Raw genomic sequence first — 23572 nt, forward strand, 5'->3', positions numbered from 1 at the left:
AGCACCGTCAACGCCGCTGCCCAACACCGCAACCGACACGCCGTCAGCGTCCTCGATCAGGTGACTGCTCTTCGTGTCCATCTGGGGTCCCTTCTGATCGGGTGCCCACCTGATTCATGACACTCCCTGAAAGCTCGCGTAAGTGGCTTTACTGTCGCACGGTGCCTGCCTCGTCGCGTGCCTGGCGGACCAGTGCGGCCACGCGCTCCAGGGTGGGTTCGCGGAGGATCGCGGGCAGTTCCGCCATGAAGGCGTCCTCTCCTGCGGTCGCCAGTAGTTCCCTGCTGACTGCGGCGAGCATTGCCAGCAGTGAGATCGAGTCGCCACCGAGCCGGTGGAAGTTGGCCTGTCCGTCGAGTCGGGCGCGGTCCACGCCGAGGGTGCGGGACCAGATCTGGGCTACCGCTTCGTGCAGGGGGTCTGCTGTCTCGGCGTCGCCGCCGACAGCGGTGTCGGGGTTGGTGTCGAAGGGGTCGGGCAGGGCCCGGATGTCCACCTTGCCGCTGACGGTGTAGGGCAGTTCGGGGACCACCACGGTTGCTGCGGGCACCATGTAGGCGGGTAGTCGCGCGACCAGGTGGTCCGTCAACTGCTCCTGCGTCACAGTGGCGTTGGTGAGGGCGTAGGCATAGAGCGCCTTGCCGGTCTGGCCTCTTCTGGTGCGGGCTACGACGACGGCCCGGTCGACGGCAGGGTGATCTTCCAGGGCCTGGGCGATCTCGGCTGGTTCCACCCGGTGGCCGCGTACCTTGACCTGGTCGTCGATACGTCCGATGAACTCCAGCTCTCCTGTGGCCAGGAGGCGGGCGTGGTCGCCGGTGCGGTAGACGCGGGTGCCGTCGGCCAGGATGGGGAAGCGTTCGCGGTTCAGGTCGGGGCGGCCGAGGTAGCCGCGGGCCAGTTGCGCGCCGCCGAGGTACATCTCGCCCACCTCGCCGGGGGCGACGAACCGGCGCTCGGCATCGAGCAGGAACACCTTGGTGTTGTCAGCCGGGAGGCCGATGGGCACGACCGATGCGCTGCTGTCGGTGCGGGGGGTGTAGGTGTGTGCGGTGCAGCCGATGGTGGCTTCGGTCGGTCCGTACTCGTTGATGATCCGGCAGTCGGGTCCGAACATCCGCTGGGCGCGGGCGGCGACTTCGACGCGGAGCTGTTCGCCGACGACGATGATGCTGCGGTAGCCGGTCGGAGCCAGGTCGAGGTGGCCGATCAGGTCGAGGTGGGAGGGGGTCAGGTTCAGCGCGTTGGCCCCGGATTCGGTCAACAGCCGGCGCAGCGACAGGTGGTTGGGGTCGTCCCGCATCAGCACCACCTCGCCACCGGCCAGCAGGGGCAGGAAGACGGAGGTGCCGGAGACGTCGAAGGAGGGTGAGGTCAAAAGTGGCATCCGGGTCTGGTCGTCGATGCCGAACTCGCGGGTGGCCCAGTGGACGTAGTTGACCAGATTGCGGTGTTCGATCTGAACGCCTTTCGGGCGCCCCGTCGACCCGGAGGTGTAGATGATGTAGGCGAGGTCATCTGGGTTGATGGTGGCGTCGGCGCTCTCGGCCGACGGTCCTTCGACGCCTGCCAGGTCGTCCAGGGGCAGTGACTGGCAGCTCTCGGGGACGCAGTCGCGTTGGTCGTAGGGCCGCTCGACCAGGCAGTACCTGCTCCCGGCGTCTGTCAGCAGTTCGGTCAGGCGCAGGTCGGGGTGGCGTACGTCCAGCGGGAGGTAGCAGGCGCCGACGCGCAGTACGCCCCACAGTCCGGCGATGGCGGCCACCGTGCGACCGGCCAGCAGGCCGACCACCGTGCCCGGGCCGGCCCCGCGGCGCCGTAGCTCCGCGGCGACCGCGTCGGCCCGGCGGCTCAACTCGGCATAGGTGACGTAGCCTTCCGGGCCGCTGAGCGCGACCCGGTCCGGGGCCCGCTCGACCCGCTCACGAAAGAGCTGGACCACCGAGCGCTCAGTGGGCAGTGCCCGGTCGGTACGGTTGCCTGCCCAGCCGCGGTGCTCCCGGGGGGAGAGCGCCTCCTCGATGATGTCGAGGAGCGCGTCGGCCCGGGCGTCGGCGCCGGGGCCGTCATGCCAGGCGAGCGTGATCTCCGTGCGCCCCGGGGTCTCGACGAGGTCGATTTCCGGTGGGCTGCCGGGGTTGGCGTTGCCCAAGGCGTAGACGGAGGTCGCCTGGAAGTCGTTGGCGGACACATCGTCGAGGTTGACGGTGCCCAGATGGGAGACGTAGGCGCGGCCGGGGTAACTATTGTACTGCGCCGCGTCCTTGTCCAGCTCTTCGGCGCCCATACGCAGCACTGGCAGCGGCACTTTCATGATGACGGGGTCCGCGCCGGAGGCCAGCTCCCGCCGTTCGGCCAGGCCGGTCAGCATCTCGCGCTGCACCTCCTCCCAGCCATCGCCAACCTGAACCTCCAAGTGGAGGGCCTGGGCCAGCATCGCGGTCGACCGGACGTGCGGGGCGTGGCGGCGCAGATCCACCGGCACGATGAATCGGCCAGGGCCGTATGCCGCCGCGAGCGCCGAAATCACCTTCGCCGTGGCGCCGAGGTGAGTTCCGTCGACTGTTCTGCGCCGCCATATCGGGCCCGGTGAGCTGATGGGGCGCGGCCCCAGTGGGGAGGCGAATTCCGCCGTCGGCGGTTCGGACGGCGGTGGCGCGGCGTCGGGTGCGCAGACCTGCCTGATCAGCTCATCGCCGTCAATACGAGAGGTCGCTCCCATCGGGTCTTGGCCGCGCAGCACCCTGAACACATCGTTGGCCCACATCAGCAGGCCACGCGCGTCCATCACGGCGTGCGCCGCGCGGAACACCACGGTCGTCGATGCACCAGGAAACAGCAGTACTTCGCAGGTCGGACCGGTTTCGGGCAACTCGGTACGCAGCGCTGACGAGTCGAGGCGCTCCCGATTGAACGATTCCTCATCAAAGACAAGCACCTCCGGCGCCTTGCCGCTGTCCACCCAGCGCTTGCCCTCAAGCACCAACCGGGCACCCGGGTTGGCTTCCGAGGCGACGGCTACGGCGCGGGTCAGTTCCTCGGGCCGCAGCCCACCCTCGCCCTCGACGAGAAGGTTGATAACGCTGCGGTCGGGCGCTATACCCAAAAACAGCCATTCATGTACGGCGACGGATCGGCTGTACGACGGCTCCATGGCGGGCCCCTTCGATTCCCCGGACCGGTCCCTGCTGGTCTGCTGGTTCAACGTCAATTTCCTTTATCGCGGTCACGGGAATGGCCCAGCAGTGGCAGTTGGCCGAACGCAAGCGTCAGCCGCCGGGCTACAGCATCGTGATGCAAAGAGCTTGTGCCCCTCGAATCCATGGCGTCATGAACTCCTGGTGCCCCAACAGAGCTGTGGTCTCCGGGATCATCCGGCCCGGGACACCAATCTCCCGGGAAGGCCCAGTCGGAGACGACTTCCTTGCAGGGTCAGCGCTGGTACATCCCCGTCTTCGGGATGTCGCCACGGACGTCCGTGGTCCAGGTCGACACAGCGGCGCGAGCGGCGTACCAGGAAGATCCCACGGCGCCTGCCAGCTGTTGCGCAGGGATCCCTCGGACAATCCGGCGCCCACGGTTGTCGTCGATGATGTAGAAGTCCTTTTAGGGGTCGGTGAAACAGGCATACCGGTCGGTGGTCACGGCCGCGCGGATGCCGTCGAAGACCTTTTGCGGTACGCCTACGGAGTTCTCCGCTGTCTTGAGGCGAAAGGGTCCCAGGCAGGCGAGAACGCAGCCTTGGCGATGTGCCTCGAGCCGTGGCGGGCGAGGTAGTGGCCACCTCTCCGGTGTCCGCTGAGAAGCCGACCAGGGTGGTCTCGGTGACGGCGAGGGTGTCGAGGAGGCTCTTGAGGTCGTCGGCGAAGGTGTCGCCGTCGTTGCTGGTGGTGGACTGGCTCGAACTGCCCTGAACGCGGCGGCCATAGGTGATGACACGTTAGCCCCCGCGAGAAGCGCGGCGCTCTGCTTCTCCCAGGAGTGTCCGACGAGCGGGTGGCCGTGGATCACAGGGCTGGCTGTCCCCGGCTGTGGTCTTCGTAGTACAGATCCATGTTGGTGCTTTTCTCGGCGACGGAGGTACAGGGCATGACTTCTCCTTGGTGAGGGCCTTGTGGGCGTGCCCCGGCACGCGGGCCGGTGAGAACCGAAGGAAGCCCGTGGGCTTTCAGGAGCCGCAGGATCGCGGACGGCGTGCCGCGACCGGTCCACCGCTCGTCAGGTGGTTGTCTCGGCGAGAGCCTAAAAGGGCTTGGCTCGGCGAAATTGCGTGACCGCGCAGGGAAGTTTCGCCGCAGCGCACACTTGCCCCTGGCGGGCGTCGATTTGGCCGTGCCGACCGGTGAGAACCTACGTGTTGGCGCCGGGGTGCGGTCGGCCGTGCTGCTTCTGCCATGCCCGGGGGGTGGTTCCGTAGGCCGTCTTGAAAGCGGTGCTGAAGTGCGAAGGGCTGCGGAATCCCCACTGGTGGGCGACGGCGGCAATGGCACCTGGGCTGCGGGCGAGTTCGCGGCGGCACTCCTCCAGGCGGCGCTGAAGGATCCACCGGGTGACGGTGGTGCCCTGGTTCTGGAAGAGATTGTGCAGGTGGCGCACGGAGATATGGTGCGCTGCGGCGATCGTCGCGGGCACCAGGTCGCAGTCGGACAGATGCCGGTCGATGAAGTCGCGGATGCTCAGGATGAGGGCGGACTGGGTGTCGGTGGCCGGGTGGGGGCTACCGACGCGCTGCGCGATCAGGGTGTGCAGCACGTCCACGGCGTTGACAGCGATTCGTTGGCCTGCGGTGGTCGCCCCTTCCCCCGCGCAGCCGGGAAGGTTGGCAAGGAAGGTGGAGACCAGTCGGCCCAAGCCCTCTCGGCCGCAGATGGTGATCCCGGTAACGCCCCGAAGGTCCTGGTCGCTCACGGCCAGGGCGTCGCGAGGTATCCGCACGACCTGTATCCGGTAGCGTTCGGGGAACTGAAGGGTGACGGGACGAGCCGAGTCGTACAGGACCAAGTCCCCCGGGACCAGGCGAGCTTGGCGGCCGTCATGCGTCACGAAGCCGGGGCCGTCGAGTGGTATGCCAACGCTGACGCAATGTTCTTCGCCTTGGACGATCGAGTGGGATGTGCGGGACACGCTTTCGGGATCGGCGTCAACGGTGAACAGTTCCAGGCTTCCCAGCCGGCCGGTGGTGACGCTGCCGCTGAAGGCCGTGCGCTGGGCTGTCTCGATTGTGTGGGGCCCGAACGTGCGGCTCACGACGTCATGCCAGAAAGCGAGCCTCTCGTTCGGGGCTACCGAGTCCGTGGACAGCACAATGGTCATGTGAATCTTCCTCCCGGCAGTCGAGCACTGCCGTGCCAGGGTCGGACAAGATCACGGGCGGGGCGGGGACCGTGCCCGAGAAACCGGGGGCTGCGAAGGCAGGCATCACGCCGGGGTCGAGGTCCGCCTGCAGCATAGTGCGCACATGCGGCTGGATCCGGCCGCTGTCCACAAGGGCTGTGCATCCGCCGCCCAGCCTGGGCTGTGCAAGCGGGAGTTGGCCCAGGTGACGCCCACTTGCGCGCTTTCGCCGGGCCGTCCCGTAGCGCACGACACCCCATCACCACTGAGAAATGCCCGGCGCCTGAGCAGCGATCCGCCCGACGGCACCCGAGCAAGCCTCGGGGCGAGCGAAGTGTGGAATGAGCAACGAATGATCTGGGACTTGAGCAACAGCATCTGCTGATGTTGCCGATGACGGATGGCCATCGGACGGTTGGGCGCGAGCGCCTGCCACCAGTGGCCCACCACATTGCGCTTCATGAAACGAGAACGCTGGATGGCTGGGCCAGAGGACTTTGACTACATCGTCGTCGGCGGCGGTACGGCGGGCAGCGTACTGGCCGCGCGCCTCTCGGAGAACCCGCAGGCAAGTGTGGCGTTATTGGAAGCGGGCGCCCCCGACGGGCCGGAGTTTGCGCATCGCGGACGCGTCTGTCATGCCCTCCGTCGTCTCAGCGAACACCAACGCGGCCGTATTGGGAATCGCGGAGCGTGCGGCGCACCTTGTAAAGGAGCCCGCGGCGGGCCTTGCTGGGGCGACCACGCGGCCAGCCGAGGCCAGCTGAAGAGGCCCGGGCGAAGTGCCTTGTGGTGCGGCGCAGGCCTCAAACCGTAGCGCCTGGCCCGTCGGGCTACCCTCTGTGCTCCGCGCGCTTCCCACCGCCACTCCCGCATTACTCCTTCCGGCATAACATCAGTTCCCCTACGACACGTGGCCGAACGCCTGGGCCCGTTCAATCGCGATGGCACAAGCACGACGCGACGGCACAAGCACGAAAGAAATGAGGAGGGCCCTTGCCCCCGAGGGTGCCGGGCCCCGGCAGAGAATGGCGAAGAAAGATGGTCCATGGCCGAGCTATCTGGGACAGCATCTACGCGCCGAGCGGCTTCGCACGTTCGCCGGGCGCACCGCTGAGTTGGACGCGTTCCGCTCGGCACTCCAGGCGGCCGATTCCTTCACGGTCTTCTTCCTGACCGGGCCGGGCGGGGTCGGCAAGTCGACGCTGCTGCGGCGCTTCGCGGACGAGGCTGCCGCGGCCGGGCGCGTCGTGGTCGAGGTCGACGGGCATGGCGGCGAAGCGGTCCCGGCGGTCTTCGAAGCCGATGCCGCCGAAGCCCTGACCGGTGACCGGGTGGTGTTGCTGGTCGACACCTTCGAGGCGTACCAGCCGATCGAAGACTGGCTGCGGGACCGTTTCCTTCCCCGGTTGCCGACGGGCTCGGTGGTAGTGCTGGCGGGGCGGCAGCCTCCGGGAGTCGGGTGGGTCGATCCCGGCTGGGACGAGGTCCTGCGCACGGTCGTCCTCGCTGACCTGTCCCCGGAGGACGCGGTCGCCATGCTGACGGCGCGCGGCGTCCCGGCAGCGCTGCATGGTGCGGTGGTGGCATTCGCCAAAGGCCACCCGCTGGCCCTGTCCCTCGCTGCCGAGATGGTCAGGCGGGAGGGCGGCAGGAACACCGGGTGGAGGCCGAGCCATGAGGTGATCGGAACGCTGGTGCACCAGTTGGTGGGTGAGGTGCCCTCGCCGGAGCACCGACAGGCGCTGGAGGTCTGTGCACACGTCGACAGCACGACCGAGGGGCTGTTGCGGGCTGCTCTGCCCGGCGCGGATACCGGCGCCTTGTTCGCCTGGCTGAGGCGACTACCGTTCATCAAGGTGGGCCCCTCCGGGGTCCGTCCGCATGATCTGGTGCGCGAGCTTCTCGACGCCGACCTGCGGTGGCGCGATCCGCAGCGCTACGCCACCATGCATCGGAGGCTCTTCCGCCAGCTCATCGAACAGGCCCGCACCGCTTCCGGTTCCACCGTCCTCGCCTCCTCGGCGGCCCTGCTGCATCTGCAGCGCCATGCCGGACTCGCCCCGCACTGGTTCAGCGGGAAGTTCGACGGCGAGGTGTTCGAGGATGTCTTGCGGCCCGAGGACCGGCAGGAGGTGCTCGCACTCGCGGCTGAGCACGCGAACGAGGAGTCGGTGGCCCTCGCGGATTACTGGCTCGATCGGCAGCCGGGGGCGTTCACCGTCTACCGGTGCACCGAATCCGGAGAACTGGCCGGTTTCCTGGCATGGCTGCGATTCACGGTGCCGCAGGAGGAGGAGCTGACGGCCGACCCCGTGGTGGCGGCCGCGTGGGCCCACGTGCGCGCAACGAACCCGCTGCGGGGCAAGGAGCACCTGGGGATCGCCCGGTTCATGGTCAGCCGCCGGCCGAACCCGTCGCCGACCGGTGACCTGATCAGCGCGCGCATCCTGGCCCACCTCATCCACGCCGACCTTCTCGCCTGGTCCTGTCTCGTGCTTCCCAATCCCGACGAGTGGCGGCTATCGCTCTTCACCCACATGGACCCTCCGCCCGTGGCACAGGTCGGTGCCCAGACATACGGACTCTTCGGCCGGGACTGGCGAGCGGAACCCGTCGAGGCATGGCTCGACCGGATGGACCTCCTCGGTTCCCGCCAGGACGGTCCGAGTCGAGCGGTGCCCGCACACGACGCACGGACCCGCAAGTTGGAGGTCCTCTCCCGGCCCGAGTTCGACACGGCCGTGCGCAACGCGTTGCGTTCGTGGCACCGGCCCGACGCCCTGGCGGCCAACCCGCTCATCCGTACCAGGCTGGTGGGGGAAATCACCGCCGACGACCCGGTCGAAGCGTTGCGTACGGCGCTGTCCGAGGCGATCGAGAGGCTGGGCGGCGACAGAGGCGGGGAAAAGCCACAACGCGCGGTGACCGTCACGTTCCTCCATGGCACCGCCACCCAAGAAGCAGCAGCGGAACGACTCAACCTGCCCTTCAGCACCTACCGTCGACACCTCACCCGCGGACTTGAACGCGTCTGTGACCTGCTGTGGTACAGCGAGCTCCACGGCCCGCTCCACACCCCCGACTGATCAAGACGCGGACCCTTGGCGATCTCCCTTCGACGAACAGCAGACCGCAGCACCGATTGAGCAGTGAATGACCTGTCGGGTGACCAGTCGGCTGATCAGAATGGAGCGTTCCAGCGTGTGCGTGATCATCCACACGCTCCCGGCGCGTGCACGGCGCTGCCCGTCCGGCTGAGTCCTTCTGGAGGAGACGTGAGCAACACCTCGTCGGAGTCCCGCATGCCTCAGGACAGCGTGGACTGGGCACTGGTCCAGTCCGTCGAGGAGCTGCTCCCCTTGCTGCGTGAAAACGCCGCCGAAGCGGAACGGTTGCGGCGGCTTCCCCCTGCGAACCTCAAGGCGCTCGAATCCCTTGGAATCACTCAGCTGACCGTGCCCAAGCGCTACGGCGGCCTGCAGGTGAACCTCGCGACCGAGTTCGAGGTCGTCCGCACCATCGCCCGCGTTTGCGGCTCGACGTCGTGGGTGACGGCGTTGTACGCCGTGTGCGGCTATTGGGCATCGCTGTTCCCGGACTCGGTACAGGACGAGGTCTTCAGCGGCCCGCAAGCGCGTGTCGCGGGGGTGGCGGCGCCGGGAGGAAAGCTCGTTCCCACCGACGGCGGTTACCTCCTGACCGGCAAGTGGCCGTGGAACACCGGGGTCCTGGACGCCACATGGAACGTTCTGTCCGCCGTCCTGCCACGCGAAGACGGCACGAAGGAGCCCTACATGGCTCTCGTCCCCACCGCCGAGATGAAGATCCTCGACGACTGGCACATGAGCGCCATGCAGGGGACGGGGAGCAACAGCTCGATGGCCCAGGACGTCTTCGTCCCAGCCGAACGCGCCCTGCCCTTCGCCCAGTTGCTGGGCGGCGACCATGTCTCCGAGGCCAACCGCGGAATCACCGAGTACTCCTACGCGGTCTTCCCGTTTCTGCTGGCCGCGAGCGCGGGCACCCCCATCGGCATGGCCCAGGGCGCGCTGGAGTCCTTCCTGGCGCGCGCCCCGAAGCGCACTACGTCCTTCGAGAACGCCGATCCGCAGTCGACCAGCCCCGTGGCGCAGTTCCAGGTCGGAGAGATCAGCATGGCGATCGAGGCGGCTCTCGCCATCTCGCGGGGCGCTATCGCCTCACTGCACCTGCACGCCATCCAGGGCACGCCCGTGAGCACCGAAGAGCGCGTCCGAGTCCGCGCGGCGGTGGCGTACGCGACGCGCCTCTCGGCCGACGCGACGACAGCTCTGTCCCGCATCGGGGGTGCCACCGCGTTCCGACTCGACATCGTCGGCCAGCGCCACCAGCGCGACGCCGCGATGCTGTCCAACCACGCGCACTTCAACTACGAGACCCACCTCGGACTGCTCGGCTCCGTCGTCATGGGCAACGAACCGCGAGCGATGCTGCTGTAGCACACGTCTCAGGGCGGTGGCCGTCGTTCGGGGCTGGTCCGTTCCCTGCTCCGGAAGCACCACCCGGCCGCTGCGGACGCCTTCGCCGGGTGGCAGAACTATCTGTGCCGCCCCGAGGCACCCACACTCCTCGTCCGGGCCCACCCCGGCCAGAGGTGCCCGCCTGTCACGAGCCCAGCTCTGTGCCGGGCACGCCGGGCGAAGCCGCGGCATCGATGCAGAGGCCGGCCGCTGCCGCGGACCCCGGCGACCCGGTCGCACTCGACGAGCGTGCCGTCCAGGACCAGTTGTGACATGCCAGTGCCCTGACATCGCTTCAGGACGTCATACAGGTCGGGAGCCTGGGCGCCGAGCACGCCGATGCATTCGTGCAGGTAGCGGTAGCCGGTGGCCTGGGAGACGCCGGCATCGCGGGCCAGGCAGTGTACGCAGCCGCGCTCGCGGAACCAGCGGAGCACCAGCACGGCCTGGCGGGACGGGCTCAACGCGCGTGAACCGCGCGAGGTCCGCAGCCGACGGCGGCGCGTAGCGAGCCGACGGGCGACGAACTCGACGGTGCAGCGCGGGACGTCGAGCATGGCAGCATAGGTGACCAACGTGGAGCCTCTGGTAGTTGCGGACATGATCTTGTGGTGAGACTTGTCCTACCAGAGGCTTCACGCCTGCCGACAGCGCGGCGCCGCTGGTCGGGGGCCAGCTGGATCGCACAGCTTCGCGGAGATCATTTCGCGGAGAAGACCTCAGTGAGCTGTTGTCAGGGACTCGGGCAGAAGGCTTGTTTCGGCGTTCCCAGTGTGGATGAGGTCGAGGATGGCCGCGGCCACATGGTCGGCGCTGTGGACGGGAGAGTCCGCGGCGGAGACGACCTGTCCGGCGCGCAGGGTCTGGTGGAATTCGGTCGCGGTGACGAAAGGCAGAATGGTCGAGACGGTGATGCCGTCGGCGGCCAGCTCACGGCGCGCGGTGGCGGAGAGCATGTTCAGGGCGGCCTTGCTGGCGGCGTACGCGCCGAGGCCGGGAAGGACCATCCGGGTGGTTGCCGAGCTGCCAGGCTGGCCGCCAGGCCCGCCGAAGCGCGCGCCGAGCCGACGACGAAGCCGCCGCCGTGGAAGTACAGGACGGTGCCGTTCGCCGTCCCTTCAGGGCCTGCGATCGCGAGGGCGGGGACCCCGCCCAGGGAGATCGGCTCGATGGTGACGTCGCCGGGGACCGGGTTCGCCGCGACCAGATCGCGGAACCGCTCGCGCTGCTCGGCGACCTCACCGCCGAGTTCGAGCGGGGCGTTGCGCAGGATCTGAGCAACCGTGTTGCGCTGCTGCTGAGTCATGATTGCTGCCTTCTGACACGGCCCCTGTGGGGACCGCTGAACGAAGAAAAACGCACGGGCACTCAGTTCTGGAGCGCCCAGGTGCATTAGTGCTAATCTAATTAGGGCTAATGAATATGGCAAGAGGAGGACGCATGGACCTGCGGCAGATCTTCGACGACCTGGTCCGGTTCGAGACCGAGCTGTGGGACGGGGTCGACGCCCGGCTGCGCCGCGACACCGACCTGCCCCTGGGCAGCTTCAACGTGATGCTCGTCGTCGAGCGCACCGCGAACTGCCGGGTCAACGACATCGCCGCCGCCCTGTCCATCACCATCGGCGGCGCGAGTCAGGCCGTGGACCGCCTGGAGAAGCGTGGCCTGTGCGCCCGTCAACCCAACCCCAGCGACCGCCGTTCCTCGATCGTCCAGCTCACCCCGGCCGGTCAGGAACTCACCGCCGCCGCGGGTCTGATCTTCGACGAGGAGATCGCAGCCCGACTCGCAGCCCCGCTCACCGGCGCCCAGCTGGCCCACCTCGCCACCGCGCTCACCGCCCTCCGCGCCGCGACACCCCACCCGATCGACCCCGCTGATGGATCCTGACCACCCCAAGGAGTCGCCATGCCCGCCCTCCCTACGCACGCCCGAGCCGTCCGCTTCGACCGCTACGGCGACCGCGACGTCCTGTACCTGGCCGACATCCCCATGCCCCACCCGGCCCCCGGTGAGGTTCTCGTCGAAGTTCGTGCGGCGGGCATCAACCCGGGCGAGACCCGTATCCGCACTGGTGCGCTCCACGACCGCTTCCCCGCCACCTTCCCCTCCGGTCAGGGCAGCGACCTCGCCGGCGTCGTCGTCGGACTCGGCGACGGCGTCACCGATTTCTCGCCCGGCGACGAGGTCCTCGGCTACTCGTGGCAGCGCTCCAGCCACGCCACCCACGCGGCCGTTCCGGCCGCCCAGCTCATCCGCAAGCCGGAGGCCCTCAGCTGGCCTGTCGCAGGCAGCCTCTACGTCGCCGCCTGCACGGCCTGGGCCGCCGTCCACGCCGTCGACCCCCGGCCGGGAGAGACCGTGGCCGTCTCCGCCGCCGCCGGTGGCGTCGGGAGCATCGTCGTCCAACTCCTCGGCCTGCGGGGCGCCCGCATCCTCGGCATCGCCTCGTCGGCCAATTCCGCCTGGCTGACCGCCAACGGGGCGGTTCCTGTCTCTTACGGCGAGGACCTGGCCGCCGGCCTCACCGCCGCCGCACCGGGCGGCATCGACGTCTTCATCGACCTGTTCGGGCCCCAGTACGTGCAACTCGCCGTCGACCTGGGCATCCCGCCTGACCGCATCGAGACAATCATCTCCTTCGAGCTGGCCGCCCGGTACGGCACCAAGCACGACGGCAGCGCCGTCGGCTCCAACCGCGAGGTCCTTACCGAGATGGCCGACCTCGCCGCCGGTGGCCGCATCGAGATCACCGTCGCCGCCGCCTACCCCCTCGACCACGTGCGCGACGCCTACGCCGAGCTCGAACAACGCCACACCCACGGCAAGATCGTCCTCGTCCCTTGAACAGCACGGCGGCCGGGACACGGATGGTGTCCCGGCCGTCCCGTTCGTCGCGCGAGCGGTTCAGGAGGTGTCGGCGGCGCGCCCGGCGTCGACGGGGGCCTGTGGGGTTCCGGAACACGGCCACCTACGCTGAGCTGCGCCTCTACGCCGCTGGCTCGTACTCGTTGATGAGGCCGCCGAGAACTGGGCGTCGCTCTATCCGCTTGTGGGAAGGATCGGCGATGAGGTGGTCGGGGCGTGGCGGGTGCAGACGTTGTCCGCGGTGGGGTCGGCGTCCGTTGCAGCGCTTGGCGTACTGGTCCAGGACGGTCCGTAGATGCCGCTGACCGAAGATCAGCACCCGGCCGGTAGCCTCCGAGCGGACGGTGAGCACGAACCTCTCCGCGTACGCATTCGCTTGTGGGCCACGCGAAGGGACCCTCACCACGGCGATCCCCGCGCCCGCCAGGACAGCGTCGAACATCGCGCTGAACCGGCCCGCCCGGCCTCGTACAAGAAATGTGAATTCGGTAGCGCGGTCGCCAAGGTCCATCAGGAGGTTGCGAATCTGCCGCGTGGGCCAGGGCCCGTCCGGATGGGAGGTCGTCCCGAGAATGTGTACCAAGCTGCCTGAACCAACGACATCAGCACAGGTCACAGCACGAACCGCATTTTCGAGCGGCACAGGCGTGAGCTTCGGGGCGTTCCACGAGGTGACCGCGTTCGGAGCGGGCTCCGACGCGGACGAGGGCCACGAAGTACGGTGCGTTGACGGCCCGACACCCCTGCTGAACTGACTCGACGAGCTTGAAGACCATGGGAGCGCGCCGTCCGGGCTGCCGACGCCCTTGGTGACCTTCGTACGCAGGCGCACCGTGGCGAAGGTCGACTCGATGGGGTTCGTGGTCCGCGGGTGGATCCAGTGTTCGGCGGGGAAGTCGTAGAACGCCAGCGGCTCGTCCACATCGGTGATCTTTTGACCGCCTTGGGGGAGCTTGACGCCGTAGTGTCTTCGCGAACGCGGTGACCGCCTTCAGCGCGTTCGGGCTGCCCGCTCATGGAGTGTGTGGCCCGCGCCGAGTTGCCAAGAGCGCCTACGGCGGCGCTGCGCGCTGAGCTTCGCTCACCCAGGACAACTCTCCCGGCTCCCGGTAGGCCGGGGAGAGGTCCACGGGGCACGCATGGCATGGGGTGCCGGGGGCTTACGGGTGGTACTTCTCCTCGACCGTCTCGGCACCGCCGGACTGGGAGTTCATGGTGACGCGGACAGTCACGCTGTCGGTCTTCGCGGCCTTCTCCAGCTGGTCCACGGTGCACTTCGAGGTGCCGTAGCCGTCGTGGCCGATGGTCACGCGGCCGTCGGTGTCGGAGCAGATCGCGGCCGCGCCGAGGATCCGCGTGGCGTTGGAGACCAAGAATGCCTGGTCCATGCCGCCGCCCTGGGGCTTGACGATCAGCTTGCCGGGCGCGAGGTACTCCAGCGTGCCGACGATCGTGTGGTGGTCACCCGCGTTGGCGACGCCGCTCCCGCCGGAGGCGGACACCGGCGGGCAGTAGCCGGTCTGCTCGCCTATGGTGTTGATTTCGGCGTTGGACCTCCGGTCTCCCGCGTACTTGATCTGGTCGGTGCAGCTCACCCCAGGCTTCTTGGGGGTGCCCGACGGCTTGCCGTGGGCGGAGCCTTGGCTGCTGGGCTGTGCGGAACTCGTGGGGGCGGACGAACTGGTGGAGGTTCCGGCCGCGGAGGGCGCGTCGTTGGGTCCGCACGCGGTCAGTGCCAGCCCCGCTGCGACGAGCACGGCAGTCGACAGTCCCCAACGAGCAGTCTTGGTAGGCATGATGTCCCTCTTTCGCTTTCGACGGTGTCGCCCCGCATCCGGTGGCGATGAGTCCGGTCCCGCCCCCGGATGGACGCAATCACCAGGGGCTGCAACGACCTTGGCATGTACAACAGCCCACGTCAGCACCGGTTACAGCCCCGTGACGTAACGTCATACACGTCGCGACAATCGACACCGGAGCATTGCCAACACCTGCGTATGCCGCTCTCCTGAAGCGGGGGTCGCAAGTTCGGATCCTGCTGGCGTGTATCAACGGCGGCGCGATCATTACTCCAGTCACTTCCGCGAGTGCAGCCCGCCTGACGAGTTCGCAGGCGGGATGCTTCATCTTGTGGGCCGCTGTCCCGGTCGACTCCTCACAAAGCCTGGAAAGAGCAATAGTCAGGACTTGTGGACGAGGTGGGGCTCAGCGCGATCCCGGGACCGTGTGATGTTGGTCCGGCGATGCTGGGGCTCGGTGTATCCGGCTCAGCCCGGATACACCGGGCATCCCGTAAGTGCGATCCTCTGGTCCCCTCCTGGTCCCTCTCCAGACATCGTGTGCCTCAGGTACGCGCGACTAAAGTGGCCTATCCGCTAAATTCGCCTTGATAGATCGTCACCAGGAGGGCGCATGCCGCACATCGTCGACTTCGGGAACGTGTCCACTGTCGGCTTGGAATCGTCCCCGGTCGCGGAGGCTCTCGCTGGACTACGCGCCAACGAGGCGCGCTATTACAAGAACAAGTACGATCACGTCTTCACCGTCAGCCCCGCAAGCGAGGCACCGGAAGCGCTCGACTGGCTGAACCGCATCCTTGCCCAAGAGCGCGACATCGTCATCTCCGCCCGTCCGCTCGAGGTGACTTCCTTCGAGGTGGACGGCTTTCGGATGGTTTACGTGTTCTACGAGTCCGGCCTGTCAATCAACGTGATGTACGGCATCGAGGCCGGGGAGAAGCGCGCAGTCGGGTTCAAGCTCTCAGAAGGCATGGAAATTCCCGAGGAACTGGCGTCATTCAAGTTCGCACGCCAAAAGTCAAAGCTGGCTGGCGTGATCCGCGGCTCCTTCTTCGTGATCAAGGGCGAATACTGAGCCCGAACCAACCCGGTGGATTCAGGCTCAGTCCTGGACCGGTTCGACGCGAATGGGCTCAACTCCGCCCAGATAGAGCGTGCATCCTGCGTCTCCACTCGCTTCACCCTGTCCCTGTTCCCGGGATCCCGGAGGCCACGGCGCGGGTGGCCCGGGCGGCGTTCCCCAAGGGCTGCTTGGCGATGCGGTTCCTTGGCGAGCTGGGCGTGCTTTTCCAGGACGCAGACTTCGCGGCAGCGTTCCCCACGCGGGGCGGCCCGGGCTTGTCGCCGGGCATGCTCGCGCTGGTGTCGGTGATGCAGTTTTGCCGAGCGACTGACGGACCGCCAGGCAGCGGATGGGCCGTCCATCGGGTCCCGTTCGTGCTGCAGCGTCGCTCAGCCACTGCGTTCCCCCCGGTTTGCCTGTCATTCGCCCCCGAGGCTGGCTGCGTGAGCGTGTCGCATCAGCTGCCTCGACCAGGGCGATGGGCGGGCGCTGGCGGCTGATCCGGCCGGCCGTCAGCAGTCGCCGGCCTCAGCGGCGTTCCGCTCGCGGGTGACCGTCATGCGGGCCAACAGTATGGAGAGTGCTGTGATGGCGGCCCACAAAGGTCCCATGAGGATGTGTAGGAGCCCCAGCCAGGCGACCTCGCTCCAGCGATACAGTGCCACCTGCGCGGCCAGGCTCACGAGCGCGATCACTACCGTTGCTACCGCATAGAAGCGGTGCAGCACCCGGTGCGAGCGCCAGCCGGGTGGGCCGCCCACGACCCTGTTCGCGACCAGACCGGCCAGAGGGCGGTCGGCCGCGAGAGACAGCAGGCATGCCGCCATCGCCACGGCTGGAATCAGCATGGGGAGCAGGAAGAACCCCCGCGCCTGTCCTGTCCAGGCGGCCACGGCCGCGCACGCTGTCGCCAGCAGGGCTCCGATGACCGCGTGCCGGACCTGCCGCCGGGCGCGCAGCCGCCACGCGAGGACGAGCACGGCGGTCACCGTTGCGGCGGCAGATGCGGGCCGCAGACTGCTGATCCCGTCTGCGGCCAGGAACACCAGTGTGGGTGCCCCTGTCGCAGCCGCAGCAGTGGCCACAGACGTGGCGCGTGGTGTTGTCATCGCGCTGGCTCGGCGGTGTCGGCGACATCGTGGGAGCGGCGTCGGCCGGTGACTTTTGAGGACGGGAGGCGACCGGCCTGGGAGGTACCGGTGAGCCTGTCGCCGTCGACGGTGACGGCGAAGGTCAGGTCGAGGCGCATCGGGCGGGTGATGGACTGCTTCCAGGTCAGCCGGTCGCCGTCGAGGGCGATGTCTTTCAGGGGCAGGTCCTCGCCCGCGCCGTGGGCGGTGCCGACCAGCAGCCCATCCTCCGTGCGCAGTTCGACGACGGGTCGCATCCGCCCGATGGGCGTGACGATGGTCAGGTCCCAAACACCTTCGATTTCAGTGGACATGAAGTGGCGCTTCCTTGCTCGTAACATGCGGGCGGTGCGGGACGCTCAGACAGCGGCGGGCTCGGGCCCGTCAGACAGCCAGGTGGTGCCGCGGCGCTCATGGGCGAACAACTCCTCCACGGCGTGGGCGATCTGCGGACCCACTTCGCGCTCCAGCAGGTACAGGCCGAGGTCGAGGCCAGAGGTGACCCCGGCGGCGGTGATCAGGTCGCCGTCGTCGACGACGCGTGCGCGGACGGCGTGGACGCCGGTCGCGTCGAGCAGATCCAGGCCCAGGTGGTGGGTGGTGGCGTGGCGACCTTGGAGGAAGCCAGCCATGGCCAGGACGAGCGAGCCGCCGCAGACCGTCGCCACGGTGATCCGCGCGTCCTCCATGGCGGCCTTGAGCAGCACTGGCAGCTCGGTGTCCAGCGCGCGGGCCAGCCGGACCGGGATGGCGTCGTCCTGCGTACCTTCGTTTTCGAAGTCCGCGGTGTCGCCGGGGTCGCCGACGCGCCCGGAGGCGCCGGGGACGAGGACGACGCCGGGACGACGGGGGTCGAGGGTGCCGGTGGCGCGCAGCGACAGGCCGCCGGTACCGCTGACGACCTCCCGCGGGCCCTCGGCGCTGACCAGCTCCACGCTGACAGCGCCCCCGGAGGCAGTGCCGCCGGCATGGAGGACCTCGAACGGCGCGATGGCGTCAAGCGGGTCGAACCCGTCGAACAACACGATCTGGACATGCATGTGAGTGCCTTTCATTGGACCGGGATCCGGCGGTCACCGACCTCGCCTCGATGCTAAGAGCCGATGCGCACAGCGGAGATGGGCTCGAATGACACATTCCAACGGGATCTCGCCACGAGTCGTGTGCCGTCGTTCAGGGCCGCTCGTCGGCAGCGTCCGCCCTACTCGCTCCGTCCCTTGTCCAGGGAGCGCGCCGCGGTAGCCATGCGGGGTGGTCCCGGTGCAGCGCCGCCAGATACAAGCGCAGATTGCTGTCGGCGACCCGGTACAGCGCGGGTTTGCCCGGTCGAATCGACAGCGGCTCGTCGGCAGCGAGAACCCGCTTCTCCTCCACCATGCGGCGCAGCAACGGCGACAGCGAGCCGGAAGGCAGCGAGCCCTGCCGACCCCCCGCGGTTGCGGCGATGTTGGCGTGGGTACGGTCCCCGCTTCCCACCGCTTCCAACACCCGGCGCGCCTGGTCGGGCGAGGAAAATTCGGCCAGCAGGGACGATTCGGGCACGCTGAACAGCGGCGAGGCGGGGTCGGCGCACTCCTCCTGGATGAAGGACAGGGCCGGAATGCCGTGCGGCCAACTGCGCAGGATGCCGGGCAGGCCTCCGGAGACCAGATGTGCGTCGATCGCATCGGCCCCATCGAGGCCGAGGGCGCCACCGGAAAATACGATTCGGTGCTGTGGCCTGCGACGATGTTGACCGGTCAGGCCGCGTGGCAGTACCCGTTCGTGAGGCCGCCCAGGACAGAAAATCGTCGTATCCGGCGGACTTGGAGGTCGGTGACCGTTGCCGGAGTGGGCGGTTCGGCACTGTCTCGTATTTTCGAGCGGCACTGGGTGATCTGACGCAGCACCAGGGACGCGGAAGGACGCGGGAGGTATAGCAGGCTGTACCCGGCACTGTCCTGCTGGCGTCATCGTGTGGGCACGGACTCCATTCCTACGCTGATGAGCACATCGCGAACGCGGTGTCACCGCCATCTCACCGAGGATCTCGCCCCTTGACCTCGCGCACCCGAACTTCTCTGACCTCCGGCCTCGCCGCCACCGCGCTGGCCGCCGCCCTCGTCACCGCCGTCACCGGCACCGGGCCTCTGGCGCCCGCTGCGCACGCGTCGACGCCGACGCCGACGCAGAGCACGCTCCAATACCAGGTAAACGCGCTCCAGAAGACCGGAACTGTCGGCGTCGTGGCCCAGTCAACGAGCCCCGGCGACCGAAGCTACGCCACCGCCGGGGTAGCCAACACCGCCACCGGAGACCCGGTGAGCCCCGGCGACAGGTTCCGGGTCGGCAGCATCACCAAGACCTTCATCGCCACGGTGGTCCTGCAGTTGGCCGGTGAGCACCGGCTGTCGCTGGACGACACCGTTGACCACTGGCTGCCCGGCGTGGTGTCCGGCAACGGCAACGCTCCGGACCGGCCATAGACGTCAGCGACCTCGACCCCACCGTGGCCGGCTCGGCCGGAGCCGTGATCAGCACCACCGGCGACCTGTCCAGGTTCTACGCGGCGCTCCTGGGCGGCCGGCTGCTACGGCCGGCCCAGCTGGCCGAGATGAAGACGACGGTGCCGGCGCCGAACCTGGACCCGGCGATGCCCGGTGCGCGCTACGGCCTGGGGCTGATCCAGGCGCCGCTGCCCTGCGGCGGGTCTTACTACGGCCACGGCGGTGACATCCCCGGCTACATCGCCGGCGTCAGCGCGGACGGCCGACGAACCGTGGTGGTGGAGTCGACGGGCGACGGATCCGCCGATCTCAGCAGCGACCAGGCCCGGGTCGACCTGCTGGGCCGGCAACTGCGCGCCTCCGACCGGAAGTAGCGGCCCAGCGGGCCCGTCACCGAGTGGAAGCCCGCCCTCACGCCCGCTCCGTGCGATCCGACACGTGCCACCGAAGAGAGCAGGAAGAGCCATGACGACCGGCCGAAGCCCGCACCAGCGCCGGACCGTCCGCGCCGGGAACACTGGCGTCGCCCCCGCGTCCGACACGACGACCCCAGCCTGGGGCAGCACGTACGGCAGGCAGCGCCGCCGCAGTGAGGCACGCGCGGGGCTGAAGACGTACCTGCTGCTCCTGGTGGTGCTGACCGCCTGCTCGGACGTGGGCGCCATCGCCACCGGCAAGCAACTCCCCTGGCTGCTCATGGAGATGTGGTCCCCCGGAGCCGCCGCGATCATCACCCGCCTGGTTCGCAGAGAAGGCTTCTCGGACATCTCCCTCAAGCTCAGGTCCCGGGGCGTCGGCCGGGCGATCGCCCTCGGCGCCCTGTACCCCGTGGCCATCTCTGCTATCGCCTACAGCGCGGGATGGGCCACCCACCTCGCCCGCCTGATCGCTCCGGGGAACACGCTCGGCATCCACTTCCCCACGGGCATGCCGGCCGCGGCGCAGGTCGCCTTCTCCGTGTTCCTGGTGACCGTTCTGGGCGGGCTGGTGAACGTCGTTCCGGTGCTCGGTGAGGAACTGGGCTGGCGCGGCTACCTGCTGACCCGGCTCATCGACGCGGAAGTGCCCCGCCCAGTGCTGGTCGGCGGTGTGATCTGGGGCGTGTGGCACCTGCCGGTCATCTTCGGCGGCGTGTACCTCGCCGAGGGCGGTGGCCCGGTGGCCGTCATCGCCTTCCTCTTCCTGCTGTCCATCCTGCTGCAGAACCAGCTGATGGCCTGGCTGCGGTTGCGCACCGGCAGCATCTGGCCGAGCGTCGCCTACCACGCGACGTGGAACGCCGTCATCCAGGGCGCATTCGGCCCGGCCACCAAGGGATCGCACGCGTGGCTGTTCGTCGGTGAACAGGGCATCATCCTGCTCGCCGTCAACCTCGTCGGCGTGCGGCTGATCCTTTCTGGCCGCGGGCGGGAGGCCGCCCACCAGACATGTGGGCCTTGAAACGGGGGACCTGACAGGTCCGAATCCTGATGGGCATCGGGGTGGAAGCGGCTCGAAGATCCACCTGTTCACCGAGCGAACCGGTCTGCCCCCTCTCGAGCGGCATCTCCGGGGCAAACCTGCACGACAGCCAGGCCCTTGAACCCCTCGTGCGCGGGATACCTCCCGTCTGCATGGCCACCGGCCGCCGCCGCCACCGACGCTGCGAGCGCAGAGCCGACCGCTTCGCCGCCTTCACCAGCATCGCCCGCACCCTCGCCTGCTATCGCAGGCTGACCGGACGAGACGAGCTCATAGCGGACGAAACGACGGCGGAGGCGGCACAGCGGAATTCCGCATAACAGCATCAACGATCTCGACCTCATGAGGAGGGCGAATGCCTCGGCAGGTACTCACGGGCACGGTGCGCGTGGCGGTTCATTCACCCGACGCGGTCACCCGCGCCGGACTGGTCAGCTTCCTCGAAGACGACCACCGCGTTCGCGCAGTCCCAATCGAGAGCATCCAGGAAGCCGACATCATCGTGGCGGCCGTCGAGGTCGTCGACGCCTCCGCCCTGGATCTGCTGCGCGGCCTGTGCGACAAGCCCGAGGCACGCTTCATGTTGGTCGTGGGGGAACGCTGGCAGGTCGACGTCTCGACGGCTGCCGACCGCGGAGTCCGCGCCGTGGTGTGGCGCCACTCCTTCGACCCCGCCGCCTTCGTCCGCGCCCTGCTCACCATCGCCGACGGCGGCGGCAGTCTCCCGCACACGCTCCAGGGCACGCTGAGGGAGCAGGTCGGGTCAACGCACCGGAAAGTCACCGCCCCACACGGCCTGACGGCGGCCGCAGTCAGCCCGCGTGAGGTGGAGGTACTGCGCCTGATCGCCGAGGGCAAGGAACTGTCCGAGATCGCCACCATGCTCTGCTACTCGGAACGCACCGTGAAATACGTCCTCTACGGCCTGACGAGGCGTCTGCAGCTGCGCAACCGTGCCCACGCCGTCTCCTACGCCATACGCACTGGCCTCATCTGACGTGCCATCCCCTTGGGGGCGTCGTTCGAGGTCCCGGTCCGTTGCAGGGGCGCACCGCACCGCCACCCGCGACGAAGCCGGGTCTGACGCTCCCGCCCGCGTCGACATCCGGATGCCCGTGGCCGAAGAGGCCCGCGGCTGGGACGGCGACCGCCGACCGGGCAGTGGCGGGACCGGAAGCGATCGAAGTCGGGCACGTAAATGCCCACGTCTGGGGCGTGAACGCGTACGGCGCGCCCGTCTGGCACCTCCGCCGTCACGGCGACGGCGGCATGTTCGACACCTACGCCCAGAGCTTCGACGCCGTGTGGGCGACAGCGACGCCGGTACAGGAAGGGTGACCCATGGCGCGGACCGAGTACTACGACGATCCGGACGCCCCCGAGCCGAACAGCTTGGTTGTCGCGGCGTCGGCCGTCGTCACCGACGAGACCGGACGCATCCTGCTCCAGCGCCGCCGGGACAACGATCTATGGGCACTGCCCGGCGGCGGCATGGAGATGACCGACTCGCTACCGGGAACGGCAGTCCGCGAGGTCAAGGAAAGGACCGGACTCGACGTAGAGATCACCGGACTCGTCGGCACATACACCGACCCACGTCACGTCATCGCCTACACGAACGGCGAGGTCCGCCGACAATTCAACGTCTGCTTCACCGCCCGCATCGTCGGCGGTCAGCTCGCGATCTCCGACGAGTCGACGGAACTACGGTTCGTCCCGCCGGAGGAACTTGCCGCTCTGCCCATGCACCACACACAGCTGCTCCGACTCCGTCACTTCCTTGAGCACCGCGACCGACCGTATCTCGGCTGACCTCATGAACCCCCAGGTCAGACTCCCGTCACCGCAGGCCAGCACGCCGCTCAAGCCCCTGAGAAAAAGACATACTTTTGCGGATGACTTGCGAGATCAGGGCCTGCTCGGCGCGGCGCCGTCGCTCGAGCAGCCAGGCGGGGAAGTAACTGCCCTTGCGGAGTTTGGGGATGGCCAGTTCCACGGTCCCCGCCCGCGTGTCCCACTCGCGCGGGCGGTAGCCGTTGCGGTGGTTGACGCGTTCCTCGCTGACCTGCCCATACTCGGCGCCGCACAGGGCGTCGGCCTCGGCGGACATCAACGCGTCCGCGAAGGTCTTGATCATCGAGCGGAGCAGGTCCGGACTCGCCGAGGCGAGGTTCTCCTCGGTGAGCGGTGCAACGTCAGACTGCCTCGTGCGGTCATCGTGCTGATCTCCTTCAAAGACTTGGACGTCTTGAAGATCAGCCGGTGGCCGTTCGTCTATCCGGGCCCTCACCCCGTTACCGGATCAAACCCCCGGAACGAGCGGGAACCCGTACACCGCTTCCCGGGACGCAACCGGTTCCCGGACGCCTTCCATGGCCTTCCCCCAACAAGAACAGGCTCGGCTCCTCCTTGGCCGCCCCTCAGGAGCGGGATCAACTGACGACGCTGCAGGCTTCGCTTCATGCTGCGGACCGGTCGGTCGCACGCCCCCGAAGGACGCTTGTCACCCCACTTCGACGCCGCCCTCTCGAACGACGCCGGGAGTCAGCTACCGGGGACCCTGCGCGTCTCCCCGGACCGGACTTGCACCGGCTGACTGCCCTGAGCTTGACGCTCGGTTACATCCCTTCAACCTCCTCAATCTCTACAGACGCCCGAGCTGCTGGACGTACTCTTGGTGGCTAATTGGCACAGCGTCACGGAGGTGCCGCTTCCTGTCTGGTTTGTCGGCAATGAGGGTGTGCTCCAGGCCCGCGGCCTTCGTTGTTTGACCACGGTGAAAAATTGGCCACCAGGATCCTTCGTGGTGTGAAAACCGTGACACCGCAGCGCGGAAGGCGGGACCAAGAGCGCACACTGCGATGCCCGCGGCCGTAACCAGACCGCTTTCGGGTCCTCTCCCGGACTTCCTCACCCCGGAGCGTGGCGG

The 23572-nt window shown here is 68.3% G+C and carries 22 protein-coding genes and 6 pseudogenes; 15 read left to right on the forward strand and 13 right to left on the reverse strand.

The window, feature by feature from the left end; translation table 11 throughout:
- Nucleotides 1-148: 148 nt before the first annotated feature.
- The gene (locus P2L57_RS35685; protein WP_275821913.1) at nt 149-3205 is read right to left on the reverse strand and encodes a non-ribosomal peptide synthetase; all 3057 of its coding nucleotides are present in this window, start codon (nt 3203-3205) and stop codon (nt 149-151) included.
- Nucleotides 3206-3749: 544 nt separating this feature from the next.
- On the opposite strand from P2L57_RS35685, the gene P2L57_RS35690 reads away from it, so the two are divergent.
- On the forward strand, nt 3750-3914 hold the full coding sequence (locus P2L57_RS35690; protein WP_275821915.1) for a hypothetical protein: 165 nt from the start codon (nt 3750-3752) through the stop codon (nt 3912-3914).
- 436 nt (nt 3915-4350) lie between these two features.
- Here the strand turns inward: P2L57_RS35690 and P2L57_RS35695 are convergent, their stop codons facing one another.
- Nucleotides 4351-5313: an AraC-like ligand-binding domain-containing protein gene (locus P2L57_RS35695; RefSeq protein WP_275821917.1), complete on the reverse strand. Its 963-nt coding sequence runs from the start codon at nt 5311-5313 to the stop codon at nt 4351-4353.
- Between the two features lie 499 nt (nt 5314-5812).
- Here P2L57_RS35695 and P2L57_RS35700 point away from each other — a divergent pair.
- The 3 genes and pseudogenes from P2L57_RS35700 to P2L57_RS35715 form a co-directional block, all read left to right on the forward strand.
- A pseudogene (locus P2L57_RS35700) lies at nt 5813-5938 on the forward strand (NAD(P)-binding protein); the annotation flags it as partial.
- A gap of 424 nt (nt 5939-6362) precedes the next feature.
- Nucleotides 6363-8423, forward strand: a complete 2061-nt coding sequence (locus P2L57_RS35710) for an ATP-binding protein (protein ID WP_275821921.1) — start codon at nt 6363-6365, stop codon at nt 8421-8423.
- Between the two features lie 189 nt (nt 8424-8612).
- The gene (locus P2L57_RS35715) at nt 8613-9815 is read left to right on the forward strand and encodes an acyl-CoA dehydrogenase family protein (RefSeq protein ID WP_275821923.1); all 1203 of its coding nucleotides are present in this window, start codon (nt 8613-8615) and stop codon (nt 9813-9815) included.
- Nucleotides 9816-9913: 98 nt separating this feature from the next.
- Here P2L57_RS35715 and P2L57_RS35720 read toward each other — a convergent pair whose 3' ends face one another.
- The 3 genes from P2L57_RS35720 to P2L57_RS35730 all read right to left on the reverse strand — a co-directional run bounded on the left by P2L57_RS35720 (nt 9914) and on the right by P2L57_RS35730 (nt 11142).
- On the reverse strand, nt 9914-10438 hold the full coding sequence (locus P2L57_RS35720) for a hypothetical protein (RefSeq protein WP_275821925.1): 525 nt from the start codon (nt 10436-10438) through the stop codon (nt 9914-9916).
- A 117-nt stretch (nt 10439-10555) separates the two neighbouring features.
- Nucleotides 10556-10843 carry an SDR family NAD(P)-dependent oxidoreductase gene (locus P2L57_RS35725; protein ID WP_275821927.1) on the reverse strand — a complete coding sequence of 96 codons (288 nt, stop codon included), beginning with the start codon at nt 10841-10843 and terminating at the stop codon, nt 10556-10558.
- Entirely contained in the window at nt 10795-11142 is a 348-nt protein-coding gene (locus tag P2L57_RS35730; protein WP_275821929.1) for an alpha/beta hydrolase family protein, read from the reverse strand. Before P2L57_RS35730 ends, P2L57_RS35725 begins: the two co-directional genes overlap by 49 nt.
- A 134-nt stretch (nt 11143-11276) precedes the next feature.
- Between P2L57_RS35730 and P2L57_RS35735 the strand changes: the two genes are divergently transcribed.
- The gene (locus tag P2L57_RS35735; protein WP_275821931.1) at nt 11277-11726 is read left to right on the forward strand and encodes a MarR family winged helix-turn-helix transcriptional regulator; all 450 of its coding nucleotides are present in this window, start codon (nt 11277-11279) and stop codon (nt 11724-11726) included.
- An 18-nt stretch (nt 11727-11744) separates the two neighbouring features.
- Nucleotides 11745-12683 (forward strand): NADP-dependent oxidoreductase, encoded by a 939-nt coding sequence (locus P2L57_RS35740; protein WP_275821933.1) that lies wholly within the window; start codon nt 11745-11747, stop codon nt 12681-12683.
- A gap of 142 nt (nt 12684-12825) precedes the next feature.
- Here the strand turns inward: P2L57_RS35740 and P2L57_RS35745 are convergent, their stop codons facing one another.
- From P2L57_RS35745 to P2L57_RS35755, 3 genes and pseudogenes are all read right to left on the reverse strand, one after another.
- A complete protein-coding gene (locus tag P2L57_RS35745; RefSeq protein ID WP_308292550.1) occupies nt 12826-13215 on the reverse strand; it encodes an integrase core domain-containing protein in 390 nt (129 codons plus the stop codon).
- A 91-nt stretch (nt 13216-13306) separates the two neighbouring features.
- Nucleotides 13307-13668, reverse strand: a pseudogene (locus P2L57_RS35750) (transposase); the annotation flags it as partial.
- Between the two features lie 196 nt (nt 13669-13864).
- Entirely contained in the window at nt 13865-14500 is a 636-nt protein-coding gene (locus P2L57_RS35755; protein ID WP_275821937.1) for a hypothetical protein, read from the reverse strand.
- Nucleotides 14501-15116: 616 nt separating this feature from the next.
- Between P2L57_RS35755 and P2L57_RS35760 the strand changes: the two genes are divergently transcribed.
- Together P2L57_RS35760 and P2L57_RS35765 are read left to right on the forward strand one after the other, a co-directional pair.
- On the forward strand, nt 15117-15578 hold the full coding sequence (locus P2L57_RS35760) for a DUF8821 family protein (RefSeq protein ID WP_275821939.1): 462 nt from the start codon (nt 15117-15119) through the stop codon (nt 15576-15578).
- Between the two features lie 125 nt (nt 15579-15703).
- Nucleotides 15704-15917 (forward strand): annotated as a pseudogene (locus tag P2L57_RS35765) (IS1182 family transposase); the annotation flags it as partial.
- Nucleotides 15918-16078: 161 nt separating this feature from the next.
- Here the strand turns inward: P2L57_RS35765 and P2L57_RS35770 are convergent.
- From P2L57_RS35770 to P2L57_RS35785, 4 genes are all read right to left on the reverse strand, one after another.
- On the reverse strand, nt 16079-16675 hold the full coding sequence (locus tag P2L57_RS35770) for a DUF3159 domain-containing protein (protein WP_275821941.1): 597 nt from the start codon (nt 16673-16675) through the stop codon (nt 16079-16081).
- The gene (locus P2L57_RS35775; protein WP_275821943.1) at nt 16672-17010 is read right to left on the reverse strand and encodes a hypothetical protein; all 339 of its coding nucleotides are present in this window, start codon (nt 17008-17010) and stop codon (nt 16672-16674) included. The genes P2L57_RS35770 and P2L57_RS35775 overlap by 4 nt, the downstream gene beginning before the upstream one ends.
- A gap of 45 nt (nt 17011-17055) precedes the next feature.
- Nucleotides 17056-17736: a DJ-1/PfpI family protein gene (locus tag P2L57_RS35780; protein WP_275821945.1), complete on the reverse strand. Its 681-nt coding sequence runs from the start codon at nt 17734-17736 to the stop codon at nt 17056-17058.
- 133 nt (nt 17737-17869) lie between these two features.
- Nucleotides 17870-18238 carry a hypothetical protein gene (locus P2L57_RS35785; RefSeq protein WP_275821947.1) on the reverse strand — a complete coding sequence of 123 codons (369 nt, stop codon included), beginning with the start codon at nt 18236-18238 and terminating at the stop codon, nt 17870-17872.
- A 494-nt stretch (nt 18239-18732) separates the two neighbouring features.
- On the opposite strand from P2L57_RS35785, the gene P2L57_RS40460 reads away from it, so the two are divergent.
- The 7 genes and pseudogenes from P2L57_RS40460 (at nt 18733) to P2L57_RS35815 (ending at nt 22455) form a co-directional block, all read left to right on the forward strand.
- Nucleotides 18733-19161, forward strand: a complete 429-nt coding sequence (locus P2L57_RS40460; RefSeq protein WP_308292551.1) for a serine hydrolase — start codon at nt 18733-18735, stop codon at nt 19159-19161.
- 23 nt (nt 19162-19184) lie between these two features.
- Nucleotides 19185-19556, forward strand: coding sequence for a serine hydrolase (locus P2L57_RS40465; protein WP_344184603.1), 372 nt, complete (start codon nt 19185-19187; stop codon nt 19554-19556).
- A 91-nt stretch (nt 19557-19647) separates the two neighbouring features.
- Nucleotides 19648-20622, forward strand: coding sequence for a CPBP family intramembrane glutamic endopeptidase (locus tag P2L57_RS35795; RefSeq protein WP_275821949.1), 975 nt, complete (start codon nt 19648-19650; stop codon nt 20620-20622).
- A gap of 4 nt (nt 20623-20626) precedes the next feature.
- Nucleotides 20627-20900 (forward strand): annotated as a pseudogene (locus P2L57_RS35800) (IS5/IS1182 family transposase); the annotation flags it as partial.
- A gap of 98 nt (nt 20901-20998) precedes the next feature.
- Nucleotides 20999-21640 (forward strand): helix-turn-helix transcriptional regulator, encoded by a 642-nt coding sequence (locus P2L57_RS35805; protein WP_275821952.1) that lies wholly within the window; start codon nt 20999-21001, stop codon nt 21638-21640.
- Between the two features lie 197 nt (nt 21641-21837).
- A pseudogene (locus tag P2L57_RS35810) lies at nt 21838-21981 on the forward strand (XRE family transcriptional regulator); the annotation flags it as partial.
- Nucleotides 21982-21984: 3 nt separating this feature from the next.
- Complete coding sequence (locus tag P2L57_RS35815) at nt 21985-22455, forward strand: NUDIX domain-containing protein (protein ID WP_275821954.1); 471 nt, start codon at nt 21985-21987, stop codon at nt 22453-22455.
- An 85-nt stretch (nt 22456-22540) separates the two neighbouring features.
- Here the strand turns inward: P2L57_RS35815 and P2L57_RS35820 are convergent.
- A pseudogene (locus P2L57_RS35820) lies at nt 22541-22822 on the reverse strand (transposase); the annotation flags it as partial.
- Between the last annotated feature and the right edge of the window lie 750 nt (nt 22823-23572).

Origin of the sequence: Streptantibioticus ferralitis, from assembly GCF_029223525.1 — a bacterium.
Taxonomy (GTDB): domain Bacteria; phylum Actinomycetota; class Actinomycetes; order Streptomycetales; family Streptomycetaceae; genus Streptantibioticus_A; species Streptantibioticus_A ferralitis.

What these genes read in the sequence shown, in the direction of transcription:
- P2L57_RS35695 (WP_275821917.1), bottom strand. Translation starts at nt 5,313, where the DNA reads ATGACCATTGTGCTGTCCACGGACTCGGTAGCCCCGAACGAGAGGCTC.
- P2L57_RS35710 (WP_275821921.1), top strand. Translation starts at nt 6,363, where the DNA reads ATGGCGAAGAAAGATGGTCCATGGCCGAGCTATCTGGGACAGCATCTA.
- P2L57_RS35720 (WP_275821925.1), bottom strand. Translation starts at nt 10,438, where the DNA reads ATGTCCGCAACTACCAGAGGCTCCACGTTGGTCACCTATGCTGCCATG.
- P2L57_RS35725 (WP_275821927.1), bottom strand. Translation starts at nt 10,843, where the DNA reads ATGGTCCTTCCCGGCCTCGGCGCGTACGCCGCCAGCAAGGCCGCCCTG.
- P2L57_RS35730 (WP_275821929.1), bottom strand. Translation starts at nt 11,142, where the DNA reads ATGACTCAGCAGCAGCGCAACACGGTTGCTCAGATCCTGCGCAACGCC.
- P2L57_RS35735 (WP_275821931.1), top strand. Translation starts at nt 11,277, where the DNA reads ATGGACCTGCGGCAGATCTTCGACGACCTGGTCCGGTTCGAGACCGAG.
- P2L57_RS35740 (WP_275821933.1), top strand. Translation starts at nt 11,745, where the DNA reads ATGCCCGCCCTCCCTACGCACGCCCGAGCCGTCCGCTTCGACCGCTAC.
- P2L57_RS35745 (WP_308292550.1), bottom strand. Translation starts at nt 13,215, where the DNA reads ATGGACCTTGGCGACCGCGCTACCGAATTCACATTTCTTGTACGAGGC.
- P2L57_RS35755 (WP_275821937.1), bottom strand. Translation starts at nt 14,500, where the DNA reads ATGCCTACCAAGACTGCTCGTTGGGGACTGTCGACTGCCGTGCTCGTC.
- P2L57_RS35760 (WP_275821939.1), top strand. Translation starts at nt 15,117, where the DNA reads ATGCCGCACATCGTCGACTTCGGGAACGTGTCCACTGTCGGCTTGGAA.
- P2L57_RS35770 (WP_275821941.1), bottom strand. Translation starts at nt 16,675, where the DNA reads ATGACAACACCACGCGCCACGTCTGTGGCCACTGCTGCGGCTGCGACA.
- P2L57_RS35775 (WP_275821943.1), bottom strand. Translation starts at nt 17,010, where the DNA reads ATGTCCACTGAAATCGAAGGTGTTTGGGACCTGACCATCGTCACGCCC.
- P2L57_RS35780 (WP_275821945.1), bottom strand. Translation starts at nt 17,736, where the DNA reads ATGCATGTCCAGATCGTGTTGTTCGACGGGTTCGACCCGCTTGACGCC.
- P2L57_RS35795 (WP_275821949.1), top strand. Translation starts at nt 19,648, where the DNA reads ATGACGACCGGCCGAAGCCCGCACCAGCGCCGGACCGTCCGCGCCGGG.
- P2L57_RS35805 (WP_275821952.1), top strand. Translation starts at nt 20,999, where the DNA reads ATGCCTCGGCAGGTACTCACGGGCACGGTGCGCGTGGCGGTTCATTCA.
- P2L57_RS35815 (WP_275821954.1), top strand. Translation starts at nt 21,985, where the DNA reads ATGGCGCGGACCGAGTACTACGACGATCCGGACGCCCCCGAGCCGAAC.